This window comes from Streptococcus infantis (assembly GCF_021497965.1).
GTDB classification, from domain to species: Bacteria; Bacillota; Bacilli; order Lactobacillales; family Streptococcaceae; genus Streptococcus; species Streptococcus infantis_B.
The window spans coordinates 433738-447904 of record NZ_CP046525.1 but is presented as its reverse complement, the minus strand read 5'-3'; the positions used below and the strand labels follow the sequence as shown (position 1 = coordinate 447904).

General features: G+C 41.4%; 13 protein-coding genes. 1 reads left to right on the top strand and 12 read right to left on the bottom strand.

The annotated features are described in order from the left end of the window. Positions 1 to 33 precede the first annotated feature (33 nt). The 9 genes from GOM46_RS02275 to GOM46_RS02235 form a co-directional block, all read right to left on the bottom strand. A complete protein-coding gene (locus tag GOM46_RS02275) occupies positions 34 to 1641 on the bottom strand; it encodes a CTP synthase (protein ID WP_235083871.1) in 1608 nt (535 codons plus the stop codon). A gap of 280 nt (positions 1642 to 1921) precedes the next feature. Then, positions 1922 to 2497, bottom strand: coding sequence for a DNA-directed RNA polymerase subunit delta (gene rpoE / locus GOM46_RS02270; RefSeq protein ID WP_006150244.1), 576 nt, complete (start codon positions 2495 to 2497; stop codon positions 1922 to 1924). Positions 2498 to 2674: 177 nt separating this feature from the next. Continuing rightward, positions 2675 to 3874 carry an ABC transporter permease gene (locus GOM46_RS02265; protein WP_235083870.1) on the bottom strand — a complete coding sequence of 400 codons (1200 nt, stop codon included), beginning with the start codon at positions 3872 to 3874 and terminating at the stop codon, positions 2675 to 2677. Further along, positions 3871 to 4764 (bottom strand): ABC transporter ATP-binding protein, encoded by an 894-nt coding sequence (locus tag GOM46_RS02260; protein WP_235083869.1) that lies wholly within the window; start codon positions 4762 to 4764, stop codon positions 3871 to 3873. Before GOM46_RS02260 ends, GOM46_RS02265 begins: the two co-directional genes overlap by 4 nt. Positions 4765 to 4959: 195 nt before the next feature. Continuing rightward, positions 4960 to 7365 (bottom strand): phenylalanine--tRNA ligase subunit beta, encoded by a 2406-nt coding sequence (gene pheT, locus GOM46_RS02255; RefSeq protein WP_235083868.1) that lies wholly within the window; start codon positions 7363 to 7365, stop codon positions 4960 to 4962. A gap of 130 nt (positions 7366 to 7495) precedes the next feature. Then, positions 7496 to 8542: a phenylalanine--tRNA ligase subunit alpha gene (pheS, locus tag GOM46_RS02250; RefSeq protein ID WP_006150230.1), complete on the bottom strand. Its 1047-nt coding sequence runs from the start codon at positions 8540 to 8542 to the stop codon at positions 7496 to 7498. Between the two features lie 277 nt (positions 8543 to 8819). Beyond that, positions 8820 to 9536 carry an LD-carboxypeptidase LdcB/DacB gene (gene ldcB / locus GOM46_RS02245; protein WP_235083867.1) on the bottom strand — a complete coding sequence of 239 codons (717 nt, stop codon included), beginning with the start codon at positions 9534 to 9536 and terminating at the stop codon, positions 8820 to 8822. Between the two features lie 11 nt (positions 9537 to 9547). Beyond that, positions 9548 to 10009, bottom strand: a complete 462-nt coding sequence (locus GOM46_RS02240) for an HIT family protein (protein ID WP_070889260.1) — start codon at positions 10007 to 10009, stop codon at positions 9548 to 9550. Position 10010: 1 nt separating this feature from the next. Continuing rightward, the gene (locus GOM46_RS02235) at positions 10011 to 11048 is read right to left on the bottom strand and encodes a M42 family metallopeptidase (RefSeq protein ID WP_235083866.1); all 1038 of its coding nucleotides are present in this window, start codon (positions 11046 to 11048) and stop codon (positions 10011 to 10013) included. Positions 11049 to 11181: 133 nt separating this feature from the next. On the opposite strand from GOM46_RS02235, the gene GOM46_RS02230 reads away from it, so the two are divergent. After that, positions 11182 to 11721 (top strand): DUF1307 domain-containing protein, encoded by a 540-nt coding sequence (locus GOM46_RS02230; RefSeq protein ID WP_235083865.1) that lies wholly within the window; start codon positions 11182 to 11184, stop codon positions 11719 to 11721. A 48-nt stretch (positions 11722 to 11769) separates the two neighbouring features. Here the strand turns inward: GOM46_RS02230 and brnQ are convergent, their stop codons facing one another. The 3 genes from brnQ to GOM46_RS02215 all read right to left on the bottom strand — a co-directional run bounded on the left by brnQ (position 11770) and on the right by GOM46_RS02215 (position 14126). Continuing rightward, positions 11770 to 13095: a branched-chain amino acid transport system II carrier protein gene (brnQ, locus tag GOM46_RS02225; RefSeq protein ID WP_235083864.1), complete on the bottom strand. Its 1326-nt coding sequence runs from the start codon at positions 13093 to 13095 to the stop codon at positions 11770 to 11772. 162 nt (positions 13096 to 13257) lie between these two features. Then, positions 13258 to 13539 (bottom strand): rhodanese-like domain-containing protein, encoded by a 282-nt coding sequence (locus GOM46_RS02220; RefSeq protein ID WP_235083863.1) that lies wholly within the window; start codon positions 13537 to 13539, stop codon positions 13258 to 13260. Further along, on the bottom strand, positions 13536 to 14126 hold the full coding sequence (locus tag GOM46_RS02215; RefSeq protein ID WP_235083862.1) for a uracil-DNA glycosylase family protein: 591 nt from the start codon (positions 14124 to 14126) through the stop codon (positions 13536 to 13538). Before GOM46_RS02215 ends, GOM46_RS02220 begins: the two co-directional genes overlap by 4 nt. Positions 14127 to 14167: the final 41 nt, after the last annotated feature.

Here is a 14167-nt window from a genome sequence, read left to right as displayed (position 1 = left end):
AACCTCTGAGTTGACTCTCAAAGGTTTATTCTACTATTTACGATTTTCAACTGCAGCTGTCACAAAAGCAGTGTAGAGTTCTTCTGGACGGTTTGGGCGACTTGAAAGCTCTGGATGGTACTGACAAGCCACAAAGAATTTGTTTTCTGGAATCTCAACTATTTCGACCAAGCGGTTGTCTGGTGACACTCCTGAAAAGACAAAACCTGCTCCTTCAAACTGTTCACGGAAGGCATTGTTAAATTCATAACGGTGACGGTGACGGCGTTGTACCACCTCTTTGTTATGATAAGCTGCAGCTGCCTTAGAACCACGTTTTAACTTAGAAGGATAAAGTCCCAAACGAAGGGTTCCCCCCATGTCCTCAACATCAATCTGATCACGCATGATATCGATGATAGGATAGTTTGTGTCAGGATCAAGCTCTGCTGAATTAGCCCCTTCAAGTCCCAAAACATTTCGGGCAAACTCGATACAGGTCAACTGCATACCCAAGCATACTCCTAGCATTGGTACATCATTTTCACGCGCATAGCGAATCGCTTCAATCTTACCTTCTGTTCCACGTTGACCAAAACCACCCGGCACGATGATGCCGTCAGCGTCAGATAGAAGTTCTGCCACATTGTCAGCTGTCACATCGTTAGCATTGACCCAATCAATCTTCACTTCTGCATCATTGGCATAACCAGAGTGTTTTAAGGCTTCAACAACGGAGATGTAGGCATCCTGTAACTCGACATATTTACCAACAAGTGCAATCTTGACTTGTTTTTTGAGGTTCATAACCTTATCAACCATAGCTAACCATTCTGTCATATCTGCTGCAGGTGCATCAATCTTCAAATGGTCGCAGACAATTTGATCCATGCCTTGTGCTTGCAGATTAAGTGGGATTTGGTAAAGATGATCCACGTCCAAGGACTCAATAACTGCTTCTGGTGCCACATCACAGAACTGGGCTAGTTTATTTTTAATCCCTTGTCCAGCTGGCTTTTCAGTACGGATGACCAACATATTTGGTTGAATACCCAAACCACGCAATTCTTTAACAGAGTGTTGAGTTGGCTTGGTTTTCATTTCACCAGCTGCCTTGAGGTAAGGAAGCAAAGTTGTATGGATATACATAACATTATCAGCACCGACATCTGCCTTCATCTGACGAAGAGCTTCTAAGAATGGAAGGGACTCGATATCACCGACTGTTCCACCAACCTCTGTAATAATGACATCAGAGTCTGTCGTAAGAGCAGCACGCTTGATTTTTTCTTTCAAGGCATCTGTAATATGAGGAATAACTTGGACAGTTGCACCCAAATATTCACCGCGGCGTTCCTTACGAAGAACTTCGCTGTAGATTTTACCAGTTGTCACGTTTGAGTATTTATTGAGGTTGATATCGATGAAACGTTCATAGTGACCCAAGTCCAAATCTGTCTCAGCCCCATCATCAGTTACAAAGACTTCCCCATGCTGATATGGGCTCATGGTCCCTGGGTCTATATTGATATAAGGGTCAAATTTTTGAATGGTCACCTTCAAACCACGGTTTTTTAAAAGACGTCCAAGGCTCGCTGCAACGATCCCTTTCCCAATAGACGACACCACTCCACCAGTTACAAAAATATATTTCGTAGACATAGATTCCTCTTTCTAAAATGCTCAAGGTCCTGCTCACTAGTAGGGGAGATAGAAAACAAGACCTTCATCAATAACCACAATCCAGGATAAAAGTTCCTGGAAAAACAAAAATAGCTCCCTAATAACTAGGGAGCTCCGACCTCTAAAAGAGGTGCCCGAACAATATCTTACCTCAATTTGACTCATTTGTCAAATCAAATTGACTATCAGATTTTAGTGTCTTACCTTCAAGTATGAACAATCATTAAAAAAACAAGGAAATTTCCCTTGCTTTTTTGTATTATTCTTCTTCATCCTCAGAGTCTTCGTCATCTTCTTCATTAAGATCAACATCTTCTCCAAGGTCATCTGGTGCAATTTCGTTGATTTCAGCGTCGTAGGCTTCTACTTCGTTCTTCTCATCGTCTGGATTTTCATCATCATAAGAAAGAGCTGGATCTTCTTCGTAGGCGTCCTCATCTTCTGGATCATCTGCGCCATAATCAATGGCATCGGCATCTCCGTCCATAAAGGCATTAACACGTTTTTTCTTAGCCTTAGGTGCTACTTCTTCATCGTCACTTTCCTCAAGAGCAATGATTTCTTCATCAATTTCATCTACTCCATACCATGAACGAAGTCCCCATTTGTTATCTCCAAGAGAGATAAAGCTACCATCGAAGTTCAATTCTGTATAGAACAAAGGTAGTGCTTCACGAATATCGCTATTAGAGGTACCAAGATAGTTTTGGATTTCATTGACCAAATCGCTAAAATGCATTTCGTGATCGCGACCACGGAGTTCCAAGATGGCACGAGCCACCTCAATCATAGATAGTTCACTTTTTTCTTGCCCAGCAAATACTTCTAATTCCAAAGCGTTTCTCCTCATTTTTTACTACTAACGCCAGAGCATATAAACTCTGGTCTCATTTTATCATGTACTCTTTATTGTACGATAATTTTCTTTATTAGTCAAAGGTTTAGAAGAAATTAATGTGAAATATTTCAGCTAATTGAAAGACCTGGGAGATACACTCTCAGGTCCACTACTTTATTTATAGCTCAAAGCTCGTTTAAAGGTTTTCCAGATTCCTAAGTCATCTGTTTGAAGAACTAAGCTAGCATACATACGGCCGATAAAGACTGTTGCAGTTACTGCAAAAATGACTGTTATAGCAAGCGAAATCCAAGCTTCTACACTACCCGCATAGCCATTAATAGCTCTAAAAGGCATAAAGAAGGTAGAAATGAATGGGATATATGAGCCAATCCTCAAAACCAAATTATCTCCAGATGTTCCTAAAGCAGTTACTCCAATAAAACCTACCATAATCAAAAGCATCAAAGGGGACAAGGCCTTACCAGAGTCTTCAGGCCGAGAAACCATCGAACCTAGAAAGGCAGCCAAAACCACATACATAAAGAGACTGACTAAGACAAACAATAAGGTATTGACTGAAAAGGCTTCTCCTAAGTGGTTTAAAATACCTGAATTTGCTAATACGGGCATATCTTTAAAGAATAAGAGAGCTCCAAATCCTCCAATGACGTAAATGCCAATATGGGTCAAAATGACAAGAAGTAAAGCAATCATACGTGCGTAGAAATAATGGCTAGCACGAATACTTGAAAATACCACTTCCATGATTTTTGTACCTTTTTCACTGGCTACTTCTTGAGCGGTGACACTAGCATAGGTAATCAAAATCATATAAAGAAAGAAGCCAAGTCCTGCAGCCGCAAATGTTTGGACCATCTTTTTATTTTCCTTAGCTTCATCAATCTGCTCTGTGAATTGAATTGTTTGAGCCAAACGTTTTTCCTGTTCTTGAGACAAATTTGCTTCTGAACGGTTGAGTTGAGATTGAAGTTCATTCAACTTAGCAGTCACAGCTAATTTAATGCCACTCTCTAGTGAAGTCTCTCCATGATAGACCACCTTAAGTACACTATCTTCTTGATCAATGGTCAGATAACCTTTTATTTTCTCATCCTTGATGGCTTGTTGCGCACTTGCTTCATCCTTATAATCAAAGTTAATGCCATTTGTCGATTTAAGCTCCTCTGTTACAGCAGGGACCGAACTAACTACTGCTACCTTATTATTTTGAGCTAGAGAGGAACCTTGGAGATACCCAATTCCTCCAGACAAGCCGATAAAGAGAAATGGCGAGATTACCATAAAGAAAAAACTCCAGGATTTAACATGACGCAGATAGGTTTCTTTGATTACAACCAACATATTTCTCATACTTCCACCCCTGATTCTAGTTTAAAGATTTCATCGATTGTCGGAGCTTGCTGGTCAAATGTGGCAATGTAATGTCCTTGTGTCAAGATTGCAAAAAGCTCCTGACCAGCATTTTCGTCATCTAGAATAAGCTTCCAAATCCCCTGCTTGGTCAAGCTAGCATGAGTGACATGAGGGAGATTTTCCAACTCTTCCTGAGTTTTTTCACTTGCAACAAAAAGTCGCGTTTTGCCATATTGATTACGGACATCTTGGACTGGTCCATGCAAGACTACACGACCATCACGAATCATCAGGATATCATCACATAGCTCTTCGACATTGGTCATGACGTGGTCAGAAAAGATAATGGTCGCACCACGTTCTTTTTCTTTGAGGATAACCTGCTTGAGCAACTCGGTATTAACTGGATCCAGACCACTAAAGGGTTCATCAAGGATAATCAAATCTGGTTCATGCATTAAAGTAATGATGAGCTGAATCTTTTGTTGATTCCCTTTTGAGAGACTCTTGATTTTATCTGTCAGTTTTCCTTTGACTTCTAGCTTTTCCATCCATTGAGGGAGTTTTTCTTTGACCTCTTTTGCATCCATGCCTTTTAATGTTGCCAAATAACGCACTTGTTCAAGAACTGTCAGCTTAGGCATGAGACTACGTTCTTCGGGTAAATAGCCAATCCGAGCATAGGTTTCCTGACGAATTTCCTGGCCATCAAACTGAATCTCTCCCTGATAATCCAAAAATTTCAAAATACTGTGGAAAATAGTTGTTTTCCCAGCTCCATTTTTCCCAACTAGACCCAAAATACGTCCTGACCGTGCTTGACAATCTACACCAAACAAGACTTGCTTAGGACCAAAGCTTTTTTCAAGATTGCGGATTTCTAACATAATCTACCTCCTACGAATCTTATCCTCATTATACTCTTTTTAATAAACATTACAAGGATTTATGTACATTTTTATTGGTAGAATTCGCTTGGAATTTTTTATACAAAAATAATAAAATTCACATTTATTTATCTTTCCAATACCATGCATTTACCAAGATAAAAAAATCCATCCCAAGGGATGGATTGAAGGTTCTTAACGCACTTCTGCATTCACTTTTTCTTCGAGAGAAGCTTGGATTTTTTCCATGTAGCGTGCGACTTCTTCATCAGTCAAGCTATCTTCTGGATTTTGGAAGGTCAAGCTATAAGCCATTGACTTCATACCAAGTCCTAGTTTTTCGCCAGAGAAGACATCGAAGAGTTTGATATCAGTCAAACGCTTCACGCCAGCAGCTTTGATGGCGTCTACCACATCTTGATGAGTCACTTCTGCCTTTAGAAGAAGAGCAATATCACGGCTGACTGCTGGGAACTTAGTAATTTCCACAAATGGAGTAGCTGGTTGAAGAGATGCTTCAATAGCAGACAAGTTCAATTCTGCTACATAAGTTTCAGGGATATCATAAGCCTTAGCTGTTACAGGGTGGACTTGACCAAGGAAACCAAGGACTTGGTCACCGAGTGAGATCAAGGCTGTACGTCCTGGGTGAAGACTAGCAATTTCAGAGGTTGCTGTATAAGTCACTTCCAGTCCTAGGCGAGTAAAGAGGGCTTCAAGGATTCCCTTAGCATAGAAGAAGTCAACAGGAACTGCTGCTGTTTGGAAGTCTTTTTCAGCGACTAAACCAGTCAAAGCAAAGGCGAAACTGTTGATTTCGTTTGGCAATTCTTCTTTTGGATTACCAGTTTGCTCAAAGACTTTTCCAATTTCATAAAGAGCCAAGTTTTTATTCTTACGTGCTACGTTGTAGGCAACTGTATCAAGGATACCAGAAACCATATTTTGACGGAGAACTGAACGGTCCACAGTCATTGGCCACATGAGCTCTGTTAAATTGCTTGGCTGAATCGTAAACTCAACTGCTTTTTCAGGAGTTGTCAGAGCGTAGGAGATGATTTCTGTCAAGCCTGCTCCTTCTGCAATGGTACGAACTTGACGACGGAGTTTTTGTGTCGCAGTCAATTCACCAGCGGTACCATCGTCTTTTGGAAGACTGGTTGGCAAGCGATCATATCCATAGATACGAGCGATTTCTTCAAAGAGGTCAGCCTCGATAGTGATATCCCAACGACGACGTGGTACGCTTACTGTGAAGCTATCTGCATTTCCAGAAAGGCCAAATCCAAGACGACGGAAGACATCTTCTACATCCGCGTAGGAAAGCTCTGTACCAAGGACACGGTTGACGTCAGCAAGAGTTGAAGAAACTTTCACATCAGAAGTGTCAAGCTCACCTGCTGAAACAATGCCCTTACGTACTGTTGCACCTGCAAGCTCTGCAATCATGCTGGCTGCTGCATCAAGGGCTTCATTGACAGTTGCCACGTTGATGCCTTTTTCAAAGCGAGAAGAAGATTCAGAACGAAGGTTGAGGCGACCGCTAGTCTTACGGATCGATTTGCCATTGAAGACAGCTGCTTCAAGGACAACACGACTAGAGCTTTCAGAGATTTCTGTAGCCTGACCACCCATGACACCTGCAAGGGCTACTGGTTTGTCAGCAACCGTAATCACGAGGTCACTTGTTTCCAACTCACGCTCTTCCCCGTCCAAGGTTACCAATTTTTCACCAGCACGCGCTTCACGCACACGGATATCGTTTCCTTCGAAGGTATCCAAGTCAAAGGCATGCATAGGCTGACCAAAGTAAAGCAGGATATAGTTGGTCACATCAACCACATTATTGATGGGACGGATGCCTTCGTTCATGAGAAGGTTTTGCAACCATTGTGGACTTGGTGCGATGGTCACATTGTCCAAGATACGGGCTGCATAGTAAGGCGCCTTGTCTGTCTCAATGCTGACAGAAAGAGCGTCTGCTGCAGATTCATTGGTTTCTGTTAAACTGAATTCTTTAAAGTTGACTGCCTTGTCATAGATGGCTGCCACTTCGTGCGCTACTCCACGCATAGAAAGAGCGTCCGCACGGTTAGGGGTGATGGAAAGTTCGATAATTTCATCATCCAAGTCGAGGTAAGAGAAGACTTCATCCCCTGGAACAGCATCTTGAGGCAAGATTTGGATACCATCTGCGAATTCCTTAGGTACAACTGAATCAGAAATCCCCAATTCACCAAGAGAACAGATCATTCCAAGTGACTCTAAGCCACGGATTTTTCCTTTTTTGATCTTGTAGTTGTCAGCAATACGAGCACCTGGAAGAGCCACCATAACCTTGATGCCTGCACGCACATTTGGTGCTCCACAGACGATTTGACGAGCTTCTTCTTCGCCAACGTTAACCTGACAAACATGGAGGTGAGTTTCTGGCACATCTTCACAAGACAAGACCTCACCGACAACAATTTTTGAGAGACCGGCAGCCGGTGATTCCACACCTTCTACTTCGATCCCTGTGGTTGACATTTTTTCAGCCAACTCCTCTGATGGCACATCAATGTCCACCAATTCTTTTAACCATTTATATGATACTAACATAATTCTGAGTATAAGATCTCAAGGAGCGAGACCTTTTCAATTCCTTTCTTTTTCTTTGAGGCAGTACTCACCATATCTCATTGAGAGAAGATGATTAGTACTGTATAGGACTGTGTTTCAGGTTTCAATCTTATTTAAACTGTTCTGAGAAGCGGACATCGCCTTGGTAGAAGCCACGGATATCATTGATTCCGTAGCGAAGCATGGCTACACGTTCTTGACCAAGACCAAAGGCAAAACCAGAGTAAACAGTTGCATCGATGCCACTCATCTCAAGGACACGTGGGTGAACCATACCGGCACCCATAATCTCGATCCAACCTGTTTTCTTACATACGTTACAGCCGTCTCCTCCACACTTGAAGCATGAAACGTCAACCTCAACAGATGGCTCAGTGAATGGGAAATATGATGGACGCAGACGAATCTGGCGCTCTTCACCAAACATTTTTTGGACAATCAACTGAAGAGTTCCTTGAAGGTCAGCCATAGAGATGTTTTTCCCAACAACCAAGCCTTCGATTTGGTGGAATTGGTGACTGTGGGTCGCATCGTCTGTATCACGACGGAATACACGTCCTGGTGAGATCATCTTCAAAGGACCTTTAGAAAAATCATGGGCGTCCATCGCACGCGCCTGAACTGGAGACGTGTGGGTACGGAGCAAGATTTCTTCTGTGATGTAGAAAGTATCCTGCATATCACGGGCTGGGTGGTCTTTTGGAAGGTTCATACGCTCGAAGTTGTAGTAGTCTTGTTCTACTTCAAATCCATCCACGACTTGGTAACCCATACCGATGAAGATATCTTCGATTTCTTCACTAGTTTGTGTGAGAACGTGACGGTGACCAGTCGCAACTGGACGACCTGGAAGCGTCACATCGATGCTCTCACTTGCTAGTTGAGCTGCAACCTTCTTTTCTTCCAAGAGCTTAGCTGTTTCTTCAAAGGCAGCTGTTAGGACGTCACGAGCCTCATTTACGTGTTTTCCGATAACAGGACGCATTTCTGCAGAAACGTCTTTCATCCCTTTAAGGATTTCAGTCAGTGACCCTTTTTTCCCAAGGACTGAGACACGCAATTCTTGCATCTCTTTTTCATTTTCAGCAGTAATCTGCTTCAAGCTAGCTAGCGTTTCTTCACGAAGCACTTTTAATTGTTCTTCAATAGTTGACATAATTCCTCCATCAGTCGATTATCAGAAAAAAAGAAAACCACATGCCAAAAACTCCACTCGGAGCGTTGACACGCGGTACCATCCGTTTTCATCTGACAAGTCAGACCTTTATTTCTGAATCCCTGCGCAAGTGAATTCACCCAGTTTTCATATAGAGAGCTTTCAGTCACGGCTCTCCTCCCTGATATATTTCCCCTGAGATACTAGTCTTGCAGATTCCTATTTAATTACTAAATATTTTATCAAATTTCAAGCATTCTTGCAAGGTATTTTGCGACTAATCAACATAGTCTCCACCTTCAAAGCCGTAATACTCTTCCAAACTGAGGCCACTTGCAGCGATGTCCTTGGCTTCTTTTCCGACGTAGCGAAGGTGCCATTCTTCAGCCATATAGCCTGTTTCTTTTTCCTTACCTTTGAGATAGCGAACGACAAAACCATAGTCTGCAGCATGATCTAAAAGCCATTGGGCAGCCTTTTCTTCTGTCACTAAGTTTCCATTTGTTCCTATTAGGTCAAAGGCAAGACCAGTTTGGTGTTCACTATAGCCGGGTCTTGCAGAATAGCGGTCAGCCTCTGCCTTGCCATCTTGATTGACATAATCCTGATACAGTTTAACCTGAGTTTCATAACTTCTAAATCCACTATAGTGGTCGCTAATCGGGAATCCTGCTTGCTGCATTGCTGCAATAAGTTTTAACAGTTCTGCCTTTGCGGTAGGATTTTCTCCAGGATTATAATCTTTGGACATAGGATAATGCTTGTTAGCGACAACAATCTCATCATACTTACCTTGAATACTGTAGTGATCTCCTTTGTCTACTACTTCTGCCTTCTTTTGGCTAGCTTCATGAGACTTGCTACCAACAGTTCCTTCTTGTACAGTCGATTGCTCTGAAGAAGTTTTTGCGTCAGAAGTCTCTGTTTTTTCTTGTGAACAAGCTGCCAATGTCAAGGCTAATAAGCTTGACAAAACAAGATATCTTTTTTTCATGGTTTATCCTTTCATATGATAACTTTATCCAATTCAACAGATAACGATTGGATTAAGTTTTGTAATTGTTTTGGTTGCACTTGGCAATCTTCTGCTGCCATTTCTTCCCAAGGAACCCACCAGACTGGACCACGCCCATTAAGTCCGTGTCCCTTCATATCACCAGCTCGTCTTGGAAAAATATGCCAGTGAACATGAGCGTCTCCATTTCCCAACAACTCTACATTCATCTTTTCGGCAGAAAAAGCCTTAGAGACAGCTTCCTGAACCAGACTCATTTCCTCTAAAAAGCGGAGTTTGACAGTTGGATGTAGATGATGTAATTCTGTGACATGTTCCTTGACTAGAAAAAGAGTGTAGCCTTCAAAATACTGGTGGTCTCCGATGACAACATAGCCTGTTTCCAGTTCTTTTACAAAGTAGGGATTTTCCCCTGCCTTAATCAATTCAATTCGATCACAAATCAAGCACATTTTAGTTTACCAAGTCACTCTTAAGATAAGCATCTACCATACGCTCAGTAGCCACTACAGAATCAACATGAGTCCGCTCGTAAGAGTGACTAGACTCAATACCTGCACCAAGAAGAGCGTGTTTGACTTCTGCTCCAGCTGACATAGCTGCAGAAGCATCCGAACCGTAAAATGGATAGATATCTAGTTTAAATGGAATGTCCTGCTCTTTTGCCAGGGCGACCAAATGTTGACGGAATTCATAGTGATACGGACCTGAAGCATCTTTGACACAGATAGACACTGTGTACTCATCTGTCTGTTGGTCATCTCCCATTGCTCCCATATCTACTGCTAGATATTCGACAACTTGACTTGGAATACTTGAGTTAGCCCCATGCCCCACTTCTTCAAAGACTGAAAAGGCAAAATGAGTAGTAACTGGAAGCTCAATCCCTTCTTCTTTATAGACTTTAAGGAGATTGAGGAGAATAGCTGCACTCACCTTGTCATCCAAATGACGAGACTTGATAAAGCCTGTATCAGTTACGATTGTTCGAGGGTCAAAGCTGATAAAATCTCCAACTTCGATACCGAGTGTGCGTGTTTCCTTATCATTGGTTACTTTTTCGTCCAAACGTACTTCCATATTGTCCTGCGTACGTTCAGCTGTCCCCGCATCCTTGTATACATGACAAGAAGTCTGGTGGATCAAAATCGTACCTGAAACTGTTTTTCCTGTACTAGCCACATGGACCGTACAGTTTTCACCTTCAATCATATTCCAAGGATAGCCTCCAATACGGTCCATTTTGAGGCGACCGTCTGGTTTAATAGCACGAACGATAGCTCCCAAAGTATCTACATGGGCAGTCACATAACGCTGTTGTTCGTCGTTTTGACCTTTGATTGTTACATTGACACCACCTTTAGCAGTACGGACAGGTTGATATCCAAGCTTTTCAAGCGTCTCAACCAAATAATTGGTAATTTCACGCGTAAAACCTGTTGGCGACGCGATAGCAGTTAGTTCTTTAATATATTCTACAGTTTGATTCATTTCTTCACCTCTTCCTAATATTATATCACTTTTCCCTTTTTAGGCTGAGCAAAAATGAAAAACTTAGATAATTTGATTGCAAAAGTAAGCTGTGATATAATGAAGTTAGTTCTTAATTATGAAAGGAAAAGACATGAACAAATATTTTAAAATGACTCTTTGTGTAGCTTTACCATTAGCTATCTTGTTGGGATGTTCAAAACAATCATCATCTTCATCAACTAGCTCAGCAAAAGGTGAAACTACACAGGTAGACTCTACTAGCCAACAAACTACAGAAAACAAATCTGAAGTAAAAACAGTAACCTTTGTAAATGATACTCATAGTGATCTTAATTCTACTTTAACCTATACTGTAGATGGAGATAACGTATTGAAACATTCAGGTCATAACGTCTATGACCCAGAAGCTATCGGTACTACTGCAGAAAAACTTAAAACATCCGTTGAAGAAGCTTATAAAGGTTATGAAGGTCTTAAAGGTGTTACCCATAGCATTGAGATTAAAGACGGAAAAGTCGTTCAACATACTGAAATTGACTTCACAGTTGCAAGTCTTGACGAACTTAAAAAAGCCTTACCAGATGAATACTCTGGTATTGGTGACAGTGTTAGCTTTAGCGCCTCTGAGAAAATGTTAAAAGATCTTGGATATACTGAAAAAACTAACTAATTGTCATTTTCAATAATAAAAAACCTCGGCTAATGCCAAGGTTTTTTATTATTCCATTTCAAAGGCTTCACTTTCTTGTTTATTTGGAAGAACGAGAGAAAGTAAGATTCCAACAATTGCTGGCACTAACCATGGTAGAGAGGCATCCGCGAATGGTAGCGCGTTAACGATATTTGCAAGAAAGTCAATCTTAAATGTAGATCCTAAAACACTGGCAATAGCAATGGCAGTGACAAGTCCAACAGTCAACTGCATACCTGGTTTAGAAAGGGCGATAAATTTGTTAACAATCACAATCATGACAATAGCAATCGTGATTGGATACAAGACAACTAGCACTGGAACTGAGTATTTGATAATAGCACTCAATCCAAGGTTTGCGATAGCAAAACCAATCAAGGTAAAGACAGTCGCATAAACCTTGTAGCTGATTTGTGGGAAGCGGTCGTTGAAGAATTCAGCTGTTGATACAATCAAGCCTACAGTCGTTGTGAAACAAGTCACAGTTACCATGACTGCAAGGAAAAATTGCGCTATCGAACCAAATATTTCTTGTGTTGCTTGTGACAAGATATAAACTCCTGGAGTTCCTCCTTGCATTGCTTCAGCAGTTACTGGGAAATGATTGCCTAAGAATCCTAACCCGATATAGAGAGCACTAAATCCAAGAGTCACAACGATTCCAACGACCCAAATAGTTGAAATGTATTCTTTCTTACTTGAAAATCCAAGCTGTTTCAAGGTTTGAACAGCGATAACACTAAAGGCAACAGAAGCAAGCGCATCAAGTGTATTGTATCCCTCAAGGAAGCCTGCACCAAAGGCCGAAGTTTGATAGGCACCTGATGCTGCTTGCGGTGCGTTCCCACCATATTTAAAGGCCCCAAGGATAACCAGAACAACAATCAAAATCGCAAATACTGGAGTCAAGATTCGCCCAATACGATCCAAAATCTTTGAAGGATTAAGGGCGATTAAATAGGCTGCAACAAAGTAGAGAATGGTAAAGGCAATTAAACCTAAACCCTTATCTGCTTCTGCTAGGAGGGGACTAATCCCTACTTCAAACGATGTTGTTGCTGTACGCGGAATGGCAAAAAATGGACCAATCGACAAGTACAAGGCTGCAAGATAAATCGTCGCAAACCAGGGTGAAATTTTCTTAGAAATCTCATAGATATATCCCTTAGGATTAAGGGTCCCGATAATTAAGGTTAGGACGGCAATCCCAACACCTGAAAATACAAATCCTGCAATGGCAGGAAGGAAGTTTTCTCCAGACTGTGCGCCTAGAGTTGGAGGGAAAATCAAGTTACCTGCTCCAAAAAATATTCCAAACAGAAGTAATCCTGTTAAAGCACCTTTTTTAGCCATAAACTCTCCTTATAAAATTAAAATACTTTCTTAGTATAACATGTTTAAAGGCATGAAAAGGCTATCTCGAAATAATTCTAAAATGTTTTCAATTTTCGGAATTTTAGAGCAAAATAATTCCCTTCGAGACCTTTTCTATTCCAGTCTCAAAGGGAGTTTTTCTTATTCTAAGGCATCCATGCCACCTTGGACATTTGTAACCTCATAGCCTTGTTCTGCCAAAAATTGACAAGCGCGTGCTGAACGCATTCCTGATTTACAAATCACGTAATAAAGCTGGTCTTTGTCCAGTTGTTTATAAGTATCAGCCAGTTGACTGAGAGGGAAATTACGAGCACCTTCTAAATGAAGAGCTTCAAATTCCTCTACTTCTCTGACATCCAGCACAGAAAGTGGGCTATTCTGGTAAAGTTGATAAAAATCGTTAATAGTAATGTCTTTCATTTTGTTTCTCCAAGAATCTTTTGGATTCTATCTTTCAAATCAGGAACCACTTCTTCTTCAAACCAAGGATTTTTTTTCATCCAGATTTGGTTGCGTGGTGACGGATGCACCAAAGGGAAATAATCAGGCAAATAATCCTTAAAGCGATGCACACGATCCGTTACCTTACCACTGACCTTTTCATGCAGATAATATGCTTGAGCATACTGGCCAATCAAGAGGGTTAATTGAATATCTGGCAACTCCTTCAAAAGTTTTGGGTGCCATTTTTCTGCAAAACCTGGACGAGGTGGTAGGTCACCCGATTTCCCGTGTCCTGGAAAGTAGAAATCCATAGGCATGACTGCAAAGTAACCTGAATTATAAAACGTATCTTCATCCACACCTAGCCACTCTCGCAAGCGATCGCCACTTTTATCCTTCCAGTAAAGACCCGCTTCTTGGGTTTTGAGACCAGGTGCCTGCCCAATGATATTGATTCGAGCAGTCTTTGGGGCCGCAAAGAGAGGTTGGATTCCTCGCTCGGTATAGCCAGTATTCTGTGGATCCGCCATAATGGCTTGCTTGATGTTTTCGATTTGAGACATCTACTTTCCCTCCAAAAAGAAGTCTAAGTATAGAATCTCAG

Excerpts from the sequence above, each read along its gene's own strand:
- brnQ (WP_235083864.1), bottom strand. The coding sequence starts at position 13,095 with ATGGCTAAAAAAGGTGCTTTAACAGGATTACTTCTGTTTGGAATATTT.
- pheT (WP_235083868.1), bottom strand. The coding sequence starts at position 7,365 with ATGTTAGTATCATATAAATGGTTAAAAGAATTGGTGGACATTGATGTG.
- GOM46_RS02235 (WP_235083866.1), bottom strand. The coding sequence starts at position 11,048 with ATGAATCAAACTGTAGAATATATTAAAGAACTAACTGCTATCGCGTCG.
- GOM46_RS02265 (WP_235083870.1), bottom strand. The coding sequence starts at position 3,874 with ATGAGAAATATGTTGGTTGTAATCAAAGAAACCTATCTGCGTCATGTT.
- ldcB (WP_235083867.1), bottom strand. The coding sequence starts at position 9,536 with ATGAAAAAAAGATATCTTGTTTTGTCAAGCTTATTAGCCTTGACATTG.
- GOM46_RS02230 (WP_235083865.1), top strand. The coding sequence starts at position 11,182 with ATGAACAAATATTTTAAAATGACTCTTTGTGTAGCTTTACCATTAGCT.
- pheS (WP_006150230.1), bottom strand. The coding sequence starts at position 8,542 with ATGTCAACTATTGAAGAACAATTAAAAGTGCTTCGTGAAGAAACGCTA.
- GOM46_RS02260 (WP_235083869.1), bottom strand. The coding sequence starts at position 4,764 with ATGTTAGAAATCCGCAATCTTGAAAAAAGCTTTGGTCCTAAGCAAGTC.
- GOM46_RS02220 (WP_235083863.1), bottom strand. The coding sequence starts at position 13,539 with ATGAAAGACATTACTATTAACGATTTTTATCAACTTTACCAGAATAGC.
- GOM46_RS02240 (WP_070889260.1), bottom strand. The coding sequence starts at position 10,009 with ATGTGCTTGATTTGTGATCGAATTGAATTGATTAAGGCAGGGGAAAAT.
- GOM46_RS02215 (WP_235083862.1), bottom strand. The coding sequence starts at position 14,126 with ATGTCTCAAATCGAAAACATCAAGCAAGCCATTATGGCGGATCCACAG.
- GOM46_RS02275 (WP_235083871.1), bottom strand. The coding sequence starts at position 1,641 with ATGTCTACGAAATATATTTTTGTAACTGGTGGAGTGGTGTCGTCTATT.